The following is a 13,931-nucleotide window of genomic DNA, read 5'->3' as shown; positions in this document are numbered from 1 at the left end:
GGGCGGCGAGTAGCCGCCCCGGTCATCATTGCAGGTGCAATGACAGCGAGGAATTACAGCGCCTTCAGGGTGCCTTTAGGCAACAGGGTGGTGATGGAGCTCTTTTGCACCGTGACTTCGGTGCCGGTCGCCACTTCGATGGTGACGTAAGCGTCCACTACCTTGACAACACGGCCCAGCATGCCGCCGGCGGTGACGACTTCGTCACCCTTGGCCAGCGCGTCCATCATCGCCCGTTGTTCTTTGGCGCGTTTTTGCTGTGGGCGGATCATCAGGAAATACATGACCACGAACATCAATACCAGCGGCAGGAAGCTGGTCAGGTTGCCGCCGAAACCCAGGGCATCGGCAGGGGCTTGCGCATAAGCGTTGGAAATGAAAAACACGGTGACTCCAGTTCTAATCAGTTTGAAAAAACAGCGCTGTATTCTAGCATTGGCAAAAGGCCATCCCCCGAATTGCAGGCATGGCAACTTCAAATGGGGCTAAAAAAGCATTATGCAATGCTTTATCGCCCCAGTCCAAGCACCAATCTCGAAAACATCAGCTCAGGACCTCGCGGCCCATGAACCTAAGCATTTCTTAAGTTCCCCGTGCGCGTTCCGCATGGAATTGCAGGGTGAACGCATGGAAACGGTCTTCGTCCAGCGCTTCACGCATCTGGCGCATCAAGTCCAGGTAGTAATGCAGGTTGTGGATAGTATTCAAGCGCGCGCCGAGGATCTCCTTGGAACGGTGCAAATGGTGCAGGTAGGCGCGCGAAAAGTTGCGGCAGGCATAGCAGCTGCAGGTCTCGTCTAGCGGCGCCTGGTCTTCCTTGTACTTGGCGTTCTTGATCTTGATGTCGCCGAAACGGGTAAACAGCCAGCCATTGCGGGCGTTACGCGTCGGCATGACGCAATCGAACATGTCGATGCCGTTCGACACACCGGCCACCAGGTCTTCCGGCGTGCCGACGCCCATCAGGTAATGGGGCTTGTTGGCCGGCAGGCGCGGGCCAACGTGGGCCAGCATGCGCATCATGTCTTCCTTCGGCTCGCCGACGGACAGGCCGCCGATGGCGATGCCGGGGAAATCGATCTCTTCGAGCTTGGCCAGCGACTCGTCACGCAGCATTTCGAACATACCGCCCTGCACGATGCCGAACAGCGCGTTCGGGTTTTCACCGCGGTGGAACTCGTCCTTCGAGCGCTGCGCCCAGCGCAAGGACATGCGCATGGACTTGGCCGCTTCCTCAATGGTAGCCGGACGGCCGGCGATTTCGTACGGCGTGCATTCGTCGAACTGCATGACGATGTCGGAGTTCAGCACGCGCTGCACCTGCATCGACACTTCCGGCGACAGGAACAGTTTATCGCCGTTGATGGGCGAATTGAAATGCACGCCCTCTTCCGTAATCTTGCGCATGGCGCCCAGCGAAAACACCTGGAAGCCGCCCGAATCGGTCAGAATCGGCTTGTTCCAGCCCATGAAACCGTGCAAGCCGCCGAATTTCTCCATGACAGTGTTGCCTGGACGCAACCACAAATGGAAAGTATTGCCCAAAATAATTTGTGCATCGATCTCATTGAGTTCCAGCGGCGACATGGCTTTCACGGAGCCGTAAGTGCCCACTGGCATGAAGATCGGCGTCTGCACGACGCCATGGTTGAGTTTCAAGGTGCCGCGGCGTGCCTTGGTCAGGCCGCTCGTGTCGGTCTTGAGTAGTTTAAATTCCAGCATGGTCAGTCTTTCACGGGAGTATCAAGGTTCAGCGGAGCGCGCGATTGCGTGGTGAGCAGCATCGCATCGCCATAACTGAAGAAGCGGTAGTTCTGCGCGATCGCGTGCGCGTAAGCACTGCGGATCGGCTCATAGCCGGCAAAGGCCGACACCAGCATCAGCAGGGTCGACTTCGGCAAATGGAAATTGGTGATCAGGCGCGTCACCGTCTTGAAGGCATAGCCGGGCGTGATGAACAGGGCCGTATCGGCGCTGCCCGCCACCAGCTGGCCGCTTTGCGAAGCCGATTCCAGCGCGCGCAGGCTGGTCGTGCCGACGGCTACCACGTCGCGTCCGGCAAGTTGGGCGGCGCGCACGGCGTCGACGGTTTCCTGCGGCATGGTGTACCACTCGGTGTGCATCTTGTGTTCGGCCAGCACCTCCGTGCGCACGGGCTGGAAGGTGCCCGCGCCCACGTGCAGGGTCACATAGGCAAAGTTGACGCCCTTGGCCTTCAGTTGATCAAGCAGCGCCTGGTCGAAATGCAGGCCGGCCGTCGGCGCGGCGACAGCGCCCGGCACCTTGTTGAACACGGTCTGGTAGCGCGTTTCGTCAAATTCGTCCGCATCGTGCTCGATGTAGGGCGGCAGCGGCAAACGGCCGTGCGCCTCGATCAGCTCGAACACGTCGGCCTCGAAGTGCAGCGTGAAGAATTCGCCGGCACGCTGGCCGACAGTGACGTCAAACGCGTCGGCGAGGCGGATGCGGCAACCGGGCGGCGGAGACTTCGACGCGCGCACCTGGGCCAGCACGGTGCGCTCATCAAGCACGCGCTCGACCAGTGCCTCGATCTTGCCGCCGCTTTCCTTGACGCCAAAGAAGCGCGCCTTCAGCACGCGCGTATCGTTCATCACCAGCAGGTCGCCCGCTTGCAGCAATCCTACGATGTCGGCGAACTGGCGGTCGACCAGGGTCTCGCCGTCCAGATGCAACAGGCGCGAGGCGCTGCGCTCGGCCAACGGAGTTTGCGCAATGTTTTCTTGCGGCAAATTAAAATCGAAATCGGAAAGCGAATACATGCGTTTTGCTTCAAAAGTACGTCAAAAATGATTAGGAGTGCGCAATGGAACATCTGGCACTATACTGTGCGCCTATACAGGCATTACAATAATCCGCCGCAACACTACAACTGCGGTATGCACAGGGTGTGCCGGACAACCCTCTATTTTACGCTAGCGGCACAAAAATCTCCGATATGTCCGAACCCAAGCCCGATCTTCCCCCCATAGCCAAGCCCGCCGCGAAGCCGAAAGCCGCCAAAAAAGTGGTCAGCACGGAAAGCCGGCTGGCAAAACTGGGCTTGCGCAGCGACATGGATCTGGTGTTGCACCTGCCGATGCGCTACGAGGACGAGACGAAGGTCTACACGATACGCGACGCCTGCCTGCGCGGCGGCGAGTCGTGGCAAGTGGAAGGCGTCGTCACCAAGTGCGAAGTCAATTTCAAGCCGCGCAAGCAATTGCTGGTGACGATCGCCGACGAAACGGGAAATTTGCTGCTCCGCTTCATGAACTTCTACGGCAGCCAGGTCAAGCAACTGGCCGAAGGCACGCGGGTACGTGCGCGCGCTGAACTCAAACACGGCTTTTTCGGCGCCGAGATGGTGCACCCGACCTACAAGGTGGTCAACGAAGGCGCGCCCCTGCCCACGGCCCTGACGCCCGTGTATCCGTCCGGCGAAGGCCTGTCGCAGCACGTCCTGCGGCGCGAGATCGCCGATGCCATGCGCCGCATCGACTGGCAGGATACCTTGCCTGACGATTTGTTGCGCCAGATGCAGCTGTCGCCGTTCCGTGCCGCCGTACACCTGCTGCACTACCCGCCGCAGGACATCGATGAAAGCGCGCTGATGGACCGCTCGCACCCGGCTTGGGTGCGCATGAAATTCGATGAGCTGCTGGCGCAGCAGCTGTCGCTGAAACGCGCCCAGCGCGCACGCCGCTCGAAAGGCGCTGCCTCCCTGCCCATCGTCGGCACCCTGTCGCATGCCTTTGGCGCCGCCCTGCCCTTCAAGCTGACGGGCGCGCAGGCGCGCGTACTCGAGGAAATCCGCGCCGACCTGCACCAGCCGTATCCGATGCAGCGCTTGCTGCAAGGTGACGTCGGCAGCGGCAAGACGGTGGTGGCGGCGTTGTCGGCCACGCAGGCCATCGACAGCGGCTACCAGGCCGCGCTGATGGCGCCCACGGAGATCCTGGCGGAGCAGCACTTCCGCAAGATCGCCGCCTGGATGGAGCCGCTGGGCGTGAAGGTCGCCTGGCTGACGGGCAGCCTGAAGAAAAAGGAAAAGACGGCGGCGCTGGCCCTGATCGAATCGGGCGAAGCGCAACTGGTGATCGGCACGCATGCGCTGATCCAGGACAATGTGCTGTTTGCCAAACTGGGCCTGGTGATCGTCGACGAACAGCACCGTTTCGGCGTGGGCCAGCGCCTGACCCTGCGCAACAAGGGCGACAGCGCGGCCGTGCCGCACCAGCTGATGATGTCAGCCACGCCGATTCCGCGCACCCTGGCCATGACGTATTACGCCGACCTGGAAGTGTCGGTGATCGACGAGCTGCCGCCCGGACGCAGCCCCATCGTCACGCGCTCCATCGACCAGAACCGGCGCGACGAAGTCATCGCCCGCGTGTATGCGGCCGCGCTGGAAGGCCGGCAGGTGTACTGGGTCTGCCCCCTGATCGAGGAATCGGAAGCGCTGCAGCTGCAAACGGCCACCGATACCTACATGATGCTGGCAGAAGCCTTGCCCGCGCTGCAGGTGGGCCTCGTGCACGGCCGTTTGAAACCGGCGGAAAAGCAGGAAGTGATGGATGCCTTCATTGCCGGCCATATCCATGTGCTGGTGGCCACCACCGTCATCGAGGTGGGCGTCGATGTGCCGAACGCCTCGCTGATGGTGATCGAGCACGCCGAGCGTTTTGGCTTGTCCCAGCTGCATCAGCTGCGCGGCCGCGTGGGCCGCGGCTCGGCGGCCAGCGTCTGCCTGTTGCTGTACCAGGGTCCGTTGGGAGGTGTGGCGCGCCAGCGCTTGATGACCATGCGCGAGACGACGGACGGCTTCGAGATCGCCCGCCGCGACCTGGAAATCCGCGGCCCCGGCGAATTCCTCGGCGCGCGCCAGTCCGGCCAGGCCATGCTGCGCTTCGCCGACCTGGAGACGGATCAATGGCTGGTCGACCAAGCGCGCGACGTGGCGCACGATCTGCTGCACGCCACCACAGCCGCCGCCGCTGCCACCGTGGAAGCGCACCTGGCGCGCTGGCTGGGTGGGAAAGAAGAGTTTTTGAAGGTGTAAATCTGGTATTGCATGCTTCAGGGTGTTGTCGGATTACGCGCTGTGCGCTAATCCGACAACATTGTTAGCGCTCCTCACTCCCGCCCAACACACTCAATCGCCACACCGTCCCCGCCCCAATCCTCTGCACACAAGCCGTGCTTTACATACTGGTGAAAACTGGAATACGGCCAATCGATAACTTTGCCCACTAAACCATGTTTGACAGGGTTGTAATGGATGTAATCGACATGGTTGGCGAAGTCGCGCTCGTCGCGCAAGACATGCTCCCAATACCGCTGCTGCCAGATATTTTTAAGATCGCTATGCTTGCTGAACCACGTCTTGATCAAGCGCCAGCGCGTCATGAAATCGGCATCGCCTTCAGGCAAAGTCCAGATGCAGTGCAGATGGTCAGGTAGGATGACGATAGCGTCGATAGCGAATGGCCTTTTATGGCGCACGGCGCTGAATGAGCCACACAGCAAGTCCACGGCTGTTGCCGACGAAAAAATGGGTCGGCGATGAGCCGTCACCACCGTGAAGAAAAAGCTTCCACCTGGCTGGAATGCGCGTCGGTATCGCATGGTTTCAGGGTGTTGTCGGATTACGGCCAATGGCCCAGACGCCGTCGGTACTGTTTGTTTTCGGGTGTTGTCGGATTACGGCCTGCGGCCTAATCCGACCTACGCGAATACGCTGACGGCAGGTCGGGTAGGTCGGATTAGCGTAGCGTAATCCGACTTTTCGCAAACCACCTTGCGCCCGCGCAGTCTACATGCACATCCAGAAACGGTTCGCCAGGTCGAGCATGAAGTCGGGTCGCAGATAGGCCATAAAAACGATGGCCAGCAGCGCGGCGCCAGCCAGGCACCATAGCCATATGCGCCAGCTCCCCATTACGCGGCCACCGCCACGCGCTTGACGGCGCGCTCGTCGATGGGCAAGTTGATCAGCGCGGCCAGCAAGCCCAGGCCGATGGTGATCATCCACACGACGTTGTAACTGCCCTGCCGCTCGTACAGATAGCCGCCCAGCCACGCGCCCAGGAAACTGCCCACTTGGTGCGAAAAGAACACCATCCCGGCCAGCATCGACAGGTGCTTCACGCCGAAGATGCCGGCGATGATACCGTTCGTCAGCGGCACGGTCGACAGCCACAGCACGCCCATGCCGGCGGCAAACAGGTACACCGACCACGCCGACAGGGGCGCCAGCAGGAATAGCGTGATGACCACGGCGCGCGTCACGTAGATGGCCGACAGCAGATAGCGCTTGGCGATTTTTCCACCGAGTTTGCCCGCGTAATAGGAGCCAACGATGTTGAACAGGCCGATCAGTGCCAGCGCCGTGACGGCGATGTTCGGATTCATCAGTCCCTGGTCCTTCAGGTAGGCCGGCAAATGCACGCCTATGAAGACCAGCTGGAAACCGCAGACAAAATACCCTGCCAGCAGCAGCCAGAACGAGCGGCTGGCGATGGCTTCGCTGAAGGCCGCGCCTATGCTTTGCTGCGGACCGCTGGCGTGCGACACGGGCGGCTCGCGCAGGTAGAAGGCCATCGGGATCATGGCCAGCAGCACCAGCGCAGCCAGCACATAAAAGGCGTTTTGCCAGCCCACGGCGGAGATGAGCTGCTGCTCGACCGGCATCATGAGGAACTGGCCGAACGAGCCGGCCGCCGAGGAGATGCCGAAGGCCCACGAGCGCTGCTCGGGCGGCGCGCTGCGGCCAATGATGCCGCTGATGGCGCCAAAGGCCGTGCAGGCCAGCGCCAGGCCGATGAAGACGCCGGAACCGGCGATGAACAGCGTGGGCTGCGTCACGAGCGCCATCCACACCAGGCCCGCCATGTAGCTGATGGCGCCGACGATGACGACGCGCATGGTGCCGAAGCGGTCGGCCGCCATGCCGGCGAACGGGCCAAAGACGCCCCACATCAGGTTTTGCATGGCCAGCGCCAACGAATACGTTTCGCGCGTCCAGCCATTGGCTTGCGAGATCGGCTGCATCCAGAAGCCCAGGCCATGGCGCACGCCCATCGCCAGGGTCAGGACGACGCCGCTGGCGATCAGAACGGTTTTCAGGCTGGGACGGGAAGAGTGCAATGTCATGGAGATTCCGGCCTAGGCCTGGTCGGCACGGTACACGAGGCCGATCTGGCCGCGCATGGTGTCAAGGTTGTGCATCAGCGCCACGCTGTCGGCGTGCGGCATGACGGGGCTTTCCAGCATGCCGGCGCGGATGCAGCGCATCGCTTCGATCGCCTCGTGCGCATAGCCATTGCCCAGATGTGGCGCGGCGACGACGCGGCGTTCGCCATCCATTGATTCGACGATCAGGTGGTCGGGTTTGTAAAAACGGCTGGGCAGGCGAATCCGTCCCATACTCCCGGCAATGGTCATTTCCGTCGGCGTCTGCGCGCGCAGGCTGCAGGCGCAGGACGAGGTGCCGCCGCCTGCGTGCAGCAGCGAAAACACCACCTGTTCATCGACGCCGGTGGCGCCCATTTCAGCGAGCGCCTGCACCTGCGATACCGGGCCGAGGAAAAACGCCGCCATTGACAGCGGATAGATGCCCACGTCGAGCAGCGCGCCGCCCCCCAGTTCCCGATTGAACATGCGGTGCTCGGGCGGGAAATTGGCGACAAAGCCGATATCGGCCTGCACTTGCTGCAGCACGCCGATTTCACCGCTGGCGATGATGCGCTGCGCTTCCTGCACAGCGGGCAGGAAGCGGCTCCACATGGCTTCCATCAGGAACAGTTTTTTCTCACGCGCCAGGTCGACTACAGCCTGCGCTTCGCGCGCGTTCATGGTGAACGGTTTTTCGCAGACGACATGCTTGCCGGCAGCCAGGCACATCAAAGCATTTTCCGCATGCAAGGTGTGCGGCGTGGCAATGTAGATCACGTCCACATCGGGGTCTTCAGCCAGCGCCTGGTAGGATCCATGGCAACGCTCGATGCCGAATTCGGCGCCGAAGGTCTGCGCGCCTGCGGCGCTGCGCGAGGCGACCGCCACCAGCTGCGCGCCGGGCGCGTCGCGCAAGCCATTGGCCATTGCGCGGGCGATCTTGCCGGTGCCGAGTATGCCCCAACGGACGGTGTTTTCCATGCTATTGATCTCTTTCTGCGCCAGCTGTCTTGCGCTTCGGGCGGAACACCGCCGTGTCATTGTAAAAATCGTCATCCTGGTCCTCGCACCAGCCGGGCAAGCCAAGCACGGGCAGCGGCGTGAAGTCGGCTGTCGTCAAGCCATCACTGGCCAGGTCTTGCGCCACCCGTTCGTCGAGCCAGGTGCGCCGTGCCGCATCATCGAGTGTGAAGTAGGCGTCGCTGGCAAAGATCACGCGCGTGTGCGCCGTGATGGCCTTGCGCGGCGCCACCAGTTTTTCCATCAGCGCGTGGCCAAACAGCCAGACTTCGGCGTCGCCACCGGCGCCAAACTTGTCGCGCTGCGCGATAAAAGCGCTGCGCCAGTCGTGTCCGCGCAAGGCTGCTTCCAGCGCGCGTCCAGCATCGCTGTCGCGCAGCACCAGCAAGGCGGAATTTTCGTCAAAGATCGTGGCGCCGTCGCGTGCCGGCCCGCGCGATTTGCCGACGCCGGACAGGGCGATCTGCGCCGCCTGCAGCGCGTTCAGCTGCCGCTTGATGCAGGGGAAGGTGAGCCACACGAGCGCGTTGAAAAAATCGTGCAGATTGTCGCGCGTGGGCACGCCGCCCGTCGCGCCGATGAACTCCTCGTACGCCACGCCTTCGGGCAAGTCCGCTTGCGGCACGAAGGCCAGCGGCAGGCCGGACGGATTGCGCAGGTCCAGCGCCCGCGCCCGCCGGTTGAGCGCCTGGACCACCGTGTCGCGCTGCAGGTCCAGCTGCCGTCGCGCCGGCAGCACCGTGGCAAACCAGGGACGGGTCCAGTCTATCGATGGCAGCATGGAACGCTTAGACCATTTTCCAGTTGATCTGCTCGCCCGCGTTGAGCGGAATGACATGGCTGTCACCCAGTGGCAGCGAGGCTGGCAAGGTCCAGCTTTCGCGCTTCAAGGTGATGGTGTCCGTGTTGCGCGGCACGCCGTAGAAGGCCGGACCATGGAAGCTGGCAAACGCTTCGAGCTTGTCGAGCGCGCCGGCGCGTTCGAACGCTTCGGCGTACATTTCCATCGCGTGCAGGGCCGTGTAGCAACCGGCGCAGCCGCAGGCCATTTCCTTGGCGCCTTGCGCGTGCGGCGCCGAATCGGTACCGAGGAAGAAGCGCTCGTCGCCGCTGGCGGCGGCCGTCATCAGCGCCAAACGGTGCTCTTCGCGCTTGAGGATGGGCAGGCAGTAGTAATGGGGGCGGATGCCGCCCTTGAAAATCTCGTTGCGGTTGTACAGCAAATGATGCGCCGTAATGGTGGCGGCGATCGGACCTTCCGCTTCGGCCACGTACTGCGCCGCATCCTTGGTCGTGATGTGCTCGAACACCACGGACAGGGCCGGGAAGGCGCTGCGCAGCGGGCGCATCACGCGTTCGATGAAGACGGCTTCACGGTCGAAAATGTCGATCTCCGGATCTGTCACTTCGCCATGCACGAGGAAGGGCATGCCCACTTCCTGCATCACTTCGAGCACCTTGTAGCAATTCTTCAAATCCGTCACGCCCAGGTCGGAATTCGTCGTGGCGCCGGCCGGATACAATTTGACGGCCTGCACGATGCCGCTGTCCTGCGCGCGGCGGATTTCGTCGGGCGAGGTGTTGTTCGTCAGGTACAGCACCATCAGCGGATCGAAGTTCACGCCTTCGGGCACGGCAGCCAGGATGCGCTCGCGGTAAGCGCTAGCGTCCGCCGTGGTGGTGACGGGCGGTTTCAGGTTCGGCATGACGATGGCGCGGCCGAACTGGCGCGCGCTGTGCGGCAGCACACTGGCCATGACGGCGCCGTCGCGCAGGTGCAAATGCCAGTCGTCAGGACGGGTAATGGTAATGGATGCGGGGGTGTGATCGAGTGTGGACATGGCGGCTGCTCTCAGGCGGTCATTGCGGATACCGCCATTTTACCAGCCACAGGGCCGTCCCGCCGGCCCGGAGAGGCAGCGCACACCAGCTGCCGGGCGACAAAACGGCCAGTGTGCACTGGCCGTTTTCAATATCAGGAGTACACGCGAATCAGGACGCGGCAGACGCAAGCTCTTGTTTCGCCACCCAGGCACGGATTTCGGCGAGCATCCGGTCCAGCGCGGCGCGGTCATACACGTGGCCACGGCTAACCACCAGGCGGATCTGGCGCGTGGCGCCAATGTCCTGCAGCGGGTTGGCGTCGAGCACCAGCAAATCGGCCGCCTTGCCGGCCGCCACGCTGCCGTAGCGGCCCAGCTTGCCCAGGAAGCGGGGCCCGTTGATGACGGCCGACTGCAAGGCTTGCTGCGGTGTCAGGCCGTACTGCACGTACAGGCCGATTTCATCGTGCAAGGCCTGGCCCGGATAGTCGAAGGAATTCAAAAATCCCGCATCGGTGCCGGCGATGATGCTCATGCCCTGCTGCTGCAAAATGGGCAGCAGCTTTGCCGACTGCTCGAACTGCGCATGGCGCTGGATGATCGCATCCGGGCCATCCTTGGCGGCGCGCTGCACGCGCCAGTCGTAGGTGGCGCGCAAGCCCTTGCCGATATATTGCAGGGCCGGATCGTGCGTGTGGTCTTCGCGGTCCAGGTAGGCCGTCACGCGCGAGCCCCAGAGGGTCGGCACGATGGCCGTGCCGCGGGCGGCCAGGTAGCTGAAGGCCTTGCGCGCCGTCGGCTCGTCGTAGCTCTGCAAGCTCTCGCGCATGGCCTCCTTGCCCGTCATCGCGCCGGTAGCCACCTTGTCCGTCAGCTCCTGTTCGCGCGGCGTGGTGGCGCGCAGCAAGTACGATTGATGCTCGATGGTGCCCAGGCCCGCATCGGCCATCTGCTCCAGGGTCAGCTGCACGGGGATATGGCCCGAGGTGCGCATGCCCCGTTCGCGCGCCTGGCGCAGCGCTTCCAGGTACAGCTCCGGCTTCAGCGTGTTTTCCGTGATCTTCACAAAGTCCACTTGCTGCGCCTGCAGGCCGTCGAGCGCGCGCGTGACTTCCTGCGGCGTACCTACTTCGATGGTGCCCTTCCACAGCGGCTTGATGCCCTCGAGCTTCGCGCCGGAAGTAAAGATCGTCGGGCCTTGCAGCTGGCCCGCGTTGATTTGCTGGCGCCAGGCCAGTACCGTGTCGGGCAAGTCGCCCGAGCAGTCGCGCACCGTGGTGATGCCATGCGCCAGGTACAAAGGCAGCAACTGCTTGTTCTCGTCAATCAGCTCTGGGCCGCCGCCAAAATGCACATGCGTGTCCCACAGCCCCGGCATCAGGTATTTGCCGGGCAGGCGGATGGTCTGCTTCGGCGCGTAGTTGCGCAACTGCGCGTCATTGATGACGGCGACGATACTGTCGCCTTTGAGCAGCACGGTCTTGCCCTTGACGGTGCGGCCGGCGGCAACGTCGATCAGGGTAGCGTCGCGCAGGGCGATGTCGACGGCGATCCTGTCAGCCGCGTGGGCATGGACCAGCATGCCCAGCGCCAGCATCGCGCCGGCTAATTGTTTCATGAGAGGCATTGGCACTCAACTTCAAAAAAATAGCGGGAGTTAATGGATGATCTTGGCGAGGAAGTCGCGCGCTCGGTCCGATCGCGTCGTGTTGAAGAAATCATCCTTGCTGCAATCCTCGATGATCTTGCCCTGGTCCATGAAGACGATGCGGTTGGCCACACGCTTTGCAAAGCCCATTTCGTGGGTGACGACCATCATCGTCATGCCTTCCTGCGCCAGGCCCACCATCACGTCGAGCACCTCGTTGATCATTTCCGGGTCGAGCGCCGAAGTGGGCTCGTCAAACAGCATGGCGATCGGGTCCATCGACAGCGCCCGGGCGATGGCCACGCGCTGCTGCTGGCCGCCAGACAGCTGGCCCGGGAATTTATCCTGCTGCGACAGCAGGCCCACGCGGTCCAGGTATTTCAAGCCCTTGGCATTGGCTTCGTCGGCACTGCGACCGAGCACCTTGATCTGTCCGATGGTCAGGTTTTCGCGGATGGACAGGTGTGGAAACAGCTCGAAATTCTGGAACACCATGCCGATGCGCGCGCGCAGTTTCGACAAGTTCGTTTTCGGATCGTTGACGCTGATGCCGTCGACGATGATCTGTCCCTGCTGGATCGGTTCGAGGCCGTTGACGGTCTTGATCAGGGTCGACTTGCCAGAGCCGGACGGGCCGCAAATGACCATCACGTCGCCCTTGGCGACCTCGGTGGTGCAGTCGGTCAGTACCTGGAACTGTCCATACCATTTGCTGACGTTATTGAGTTCAATCATCTTGTTCTTTCTTTTTCAGTTAGCGAATGATGGCGACGCGTTTCTGCAGGCGTTTTACCAGGAACGACAAGGCGTAGCACAGCACGAAATACACGACGGCCACAAACACATACATTTCCACCAGGCGGCCGTCGCGCTGCGCGATTTTCGAGGCGGCACCGACGAAATCGGGAATCGACAGCACGTACACAAGCGACACGTCCTGGAACAGCACGATGGTCTGCGTCAGCAGCACGGGGATCATGTTTCGGAAGGCCTGCGGCAGCACGATGCTGCCCATGGTTTGCCGGTAGTTCATGCCCAGCGCCTGGCCAGCCCATACCTGGCCACGCGGAATCGACTGTATGCCACTGCGCATGATCTCGCAATAGTAGGCCGCCTCGAACATGATGAAGGTGATCAACGCGGAAGAAAACGCGCCCACTTTCACGGGTTCGTTCGCGCCGATGACCCAGGCAGCGATGTACGGCACCAGAAAGTAGAACCAGAAGATCACCAGCACCAGCGGGATCGAGCGTATCAGGTTGACGTAGCTTGATGCCACGCCCGAGATGAGGCGGTTGCTGGACAGGCGCATCAGCGCCAGCAGTGTGCCCAGCACGATGCCGCCCACCATGGCCAGCGCCGTCAGTTTCAGGGTGAAGACCATACCTGTCTGGAACAGGTAAACCCACGAGCGGGAGATGACATCGAAGTCGAAGTTGCCCAACATATCAGTGTCCTCCCGTCTTGGCGCCGGCGACGATGAAGCCCGGGATGGCGACCTTTTTTTCGATCAGGTGCATCAGCACCACCACCAGCAAATTGACGACGACGTAGATGATGGTGGCGGCCGAAAACGCCTCGAACACCTGGAAGGAAAACTCCTGGATGGCGCGCGCGCTGGCCGTCAGTTCGATCAGGCCAATGGTCAGCGCCACGGAACTGTTCTTGATGATGTTCAGAAATTCACTGGTCAGCGGCGGCATGATGACGCGCGCGGCCATCGGCAGCAAGATGAAACGGTAGGTTTGCGGCAGGGTCAGGCCCAGCGCGGTGCCAGCCAGTTTCTGCCCGCGCGGCAGCGCCTCGATACCCGTCGTCACCTGCACGGCCACGCGGGAGGAGGTGAAGAATCCCAGGCACAAAACTGCCGTGACGAATGGTGCATTCGGCAGCGACTTGACCCAGGCGCCCAGGTCCGGCGGCAGCAGTTCCGGCATGACGAAATACCACAGGAACATCTGCACCAGCAGCGGCACGTTGCGGAACAATTCAACGTATGCATTGGCCGCGCCCACCAGCCATTTGTTCGGCAGGGTGCGGACGGTGCCGATCACCAGGCCCAGGATCAGGGCCATGATCCAGGCCGCACCGGCCGTGGCCAGGGTCCATACCAGGCCGGACCACAGGGTATCCATATACGTGCCCACGCCATCGGGGGACATCTCCCAGAAGATGCGCCAATTCCAGTTGTAATTCATGATCATCCTTCCCATGCAGCTCAAGGAAAGCGGCCAGCCGCCCACCCCGCAAATGAAGCGGGAGGCTTG

Annotated in this window: 14 protein-coding genes; 1 reads left to right on the top strand and 13 read right to left on the bottom strand. The window is 62.1% G+C overall.

Annotated elements, in window-relative coordinates:
• Positions 1-53 precede the first annotated feature (53 nt).
• The 3 genes from yajC to queA form a co-directional block, all read right to left on the bottom strand.
• On the bottom strand, positions 54-386 hold the full coding sequence (yajC, locus tag C8C89_RS06035; protein ID WP_101483079.1) for a preprotein translocase subunit YajC: 333 nt from the start codon (positions 384-386) through the stop codon (positions 54-56).
• Between the two features lie 196 nt (positions 387-582).
• Positions 583-1,722: a tRNA guanosine(34) transglycosylase Tgt gene (gene tgt, locus C8C89_RS06030; RefSeq protein WP_133989130.1), complete on the bottom strand. Its 1,140-nt coding sequence runs from the start codon at positions 1,720-1,722 to the stop codon at positions 583-585.
• 2 nt (positions 1,723-1,724) lie between these two features.
• Positions 1,725-2,780, bottom strand: a complete 1,056-nt coding sequence (gene queA / locus C8C89_RS06025; protein ID WP_101483080.1) for a tRNA preQ1(34) S-adenosylmethionine ribosyltransferase-isomerase QueA — start codon at positions 2,778-2,780, stop codon at positions 1,725-1,727.
• A 176-nt stretch (positions 2,781-2,956) separates the two neighbouring features.
• Here queA and recG point away from each other — a divergent pair, with 176 nt between their 5' ends.
• On the top strand, positions 2,957-5,059 hold the full coding sequence (recG, locus tag C8C89_RS06020) for an ATP-dependent DNA helicase RecG (RefSeq protein WP_243857913.1): 2,103 nt from the start codon (positions 2,957-2,959) through the stop codon (positions 5,057-5,059).
• A 74-nt stretch (positions 5,060-5,133) separates the two neighbouring features.
• Here recG and C8C89_RS06015 read toward each other — a convergent pair whose 3' ends face one another.
• From C8C89_RS06015 to C8C89_RS05975, 10 genes are all read right to left on the bottom strand, one after another.
• The gene (locus tag C8C89_RS06015) at positions 5,134-5,625 is read right to left on the bottom strand and encodes a transposase (protein WP_133989129.1); all 492 of its coding nucleotides are present in this window, start codon (positions 5,623-5,625) and stop codon (positions 5,134-5,136) included.
• A 187-nt stretch (positions 5,626-5,812) separates the two neighbouring features.
• Positions 5,813-5,938: a hypothetical protein gene (locus tag C8C89_RS27490; RefSeq protein ID WP_279587379.1), complete on the bottom strand. Its 126-nt coding sequence runs from the start codon at positions 5,936-5,938 to the stop codon at positions 5,813-5,815.
• On the bottom strand, positions 5,938-7,152 hold the full coding sequence (locus C8C89_RS06010) for an MFS transporter (protein ID WP_101483082.1): 1,215 nt from the start codon (positions 7,150-7,152) through the stop codon (positions 5,938-5,940). Before C8C89_RS06010 ends, C8C89_RS27490 begins: the two co-directional genes overlap by 1 nt.
• A 12-nt stretch (positions 7,153-7,164) precedes the next feature.
• Positions 7,165-8,154 (bottom strand): Gfo/Idh/MocA family oxidoreductase, encoded by a 990-nt coding sequence (locus tag C8C89_RS06005; RefSeq protein WP_101483083.1) that lies wholly within the window; start codon positions 8,152-8,154, stop codon positions 7,165-7,167.
• Position 8,155: 1 nt separating this feature from the next.
• The gene (locus C8C89_RS06000; protein WP_101483084.1) at positions 8,156-8,974 is read right to left on the bottom strand and encodes a DUF3025 domain-containing protein; all 819 of its coding nucleotides are present in this window, start codon (positions 8,972-8,974) and stop codon (positions 8,156-8,158) included.
• A gap of 7 nt (positions 8,975-8,981) precedes the next feature.
• Complete coding sequence (gene pyrC, locus C8C89_RS05995; protein WP_101483085.1) at positions 8,982-10,034, bottom strand: dihydroorotase; 1,053 nt, start codon at positions 10,032-10,034, stop codon at positions 8,982-8,984.
• A 151-nt stretch (positions 10,035-10,185) separates the two neighbouring features.
• Positions 10,186-11,634, bottom strand: coding sequence for an amidohydrolase family protein (locus C8C89_RS05990; RefSeq protein WP_243857912.1), 1,449 nt, complete (start codon positions 11,632-11,634; stop codon positions 10,186-10,188).
• A 39-nt stretch (positions 11,635-11,673) separates the two neighbouring features.
• Positions 11,674-12,399 carry an amino acid ABC transporter ATP-binding protein gene (locus C8C89_RS05985; RefSeq protein WP_101483087.1) on the bottom strand — a complete coding sequence of 242 codons (726 nt, stop codon included), beginning with the start codon at positions 12,397-12,399 and terminating at the stop codon, positions 11,674-11,676.
• A 19-nt stretch (positions 12,400-12,418) separates the two neighbouring features.
• Positions 12,419-13,111 (bottom strand): ABC transporter permease subunit, encoded by a 693-nt coding sequence (locus C8C89_RS05980; protein ID WP_099761845.1) that lies wholly within the window; start codon positions 13,109-13,111, stop codon positions 12,419-12,421.
• A gap of 1 nt (position 13,112) precedes the next feature.
• A complete protein-coding gene (locus tag C8C89_RS05975; RefSeq protein ID WP_101484769.1) occupies positions 13,113-13,862 on the bottom strand; it encodes an amino acid ABC transporter permease in 750 nt (249 codons plus the stop codon).
• Positions 13,863-13,931 lie beyond the last annotated feature (69 nt).

Origin of the sequence: Janthinobacterium sp. 75 (assembly GCF_004365495.1) — a bacterium.
GTDB lineage: Bacteria > Pseudomonadota > Gammaproteobacteria > Burkholderiales > Burkholderiaceae_D > Janthinobacterium.
Note: the sequence above shows the minus strand (reverse complement) of the source record. Positions and strands in the feature narration are given on the sequence as shown.

Excerpts from the sequence above, each read along its gene's own strand:
- C8C89_RS06010 (WP_101483082.1), bottom strand. The coding sequence starts at position 7,152 with ATGACATTGCACTCTTCCCGTCCCAGCCTGAAAACCGTTCTGATCGCC.
- C8C89_RS05975 (WP_101484769.1), bottom strand. The coding sequence starts at position 13,862 with ATGAATTACAACTGGAATTGGCGCATCTTCTGGGAGATGTCCCCCGAT.
- C8C89_RS06005 (WP_101483083.1), bottom strand. The coding sequence starts at position 8,154 with ATGGAAAACACCGTCCGTTGGGGCATACTCGGCACCGGCAAGATCGCC.
- C8C89_RS06000 (WP_101483084.1), bottom strand. The coding sequence starts at position 8,974 with ATGCTGCCATCGATAGACTGGACCCGTCCCTGGTTTGCCACGGTGCTG.
- C8C89_RS05980 (WP_099761845.1), bottom strand. The coding sequence starts at position 13,111 with ATGTTGGGCAACTTCGACTTCGATGTCATCTCCCGCTCGTGGGTTTAC.
- C8C89_RS27490 (WP_279587379.1), bottom strand. The coding sequence starts at position 5,938 with ATGGGGAGCTGGCGCATATGGCTATGGTGCCTGGCTGGCGCCGCGCTG.
- C8C89_RS05985 (WP_101483087.1), bottom strand. The coding sequence starts at position 12,399 with ATGATTGAACTCAATAACGTCAGCAAATGGTATGGACAGTTCCAGGTA.
- C8C89_RS06015 (WP_133989129.1), bottom strand. The coding sequence starts at position 5,625 with ATGCGATACCGACGCGCATTCCAGCCAGGTGGAAGCTTTTTCTTCACG.
- C8C89_RS05990 (WP_243857912.1), bottom strand. The coding sequence starts at position 11,634 with ATGAAACAATTAGCCGGCGCGATGCTGGCGCTGGGCATGCTGGTCCAT.
- tgt (WP_133989130.1), bottom strand. The coding sequence starts at position 1,722 with ATGCTGGAATTTAAACTACTCAAGACCGACACGAGCGGCCTGACCAAG.
- pyrC (WP_101483085.1), bottom strand. The coding sequence starts at position 10,034 with ATGTCCACACTCGATCACACCCCCGCATCCATTACCATTACCCGTCCT.
- recG (WP_243857913.1), top strand. The coding sequence starts at position 2,957 with ATGTCCGAACCCAAGCCCGATCTTCCCCCCATAGCCAAGCCCGCCGCG.
- queA (WP_101483080.1), bottom strand. The coding sequence starts at position 2,780 with ATGTATTCGCTTTCCGATTTCGATTTTAATTTGCCGCAAGAAAACATT.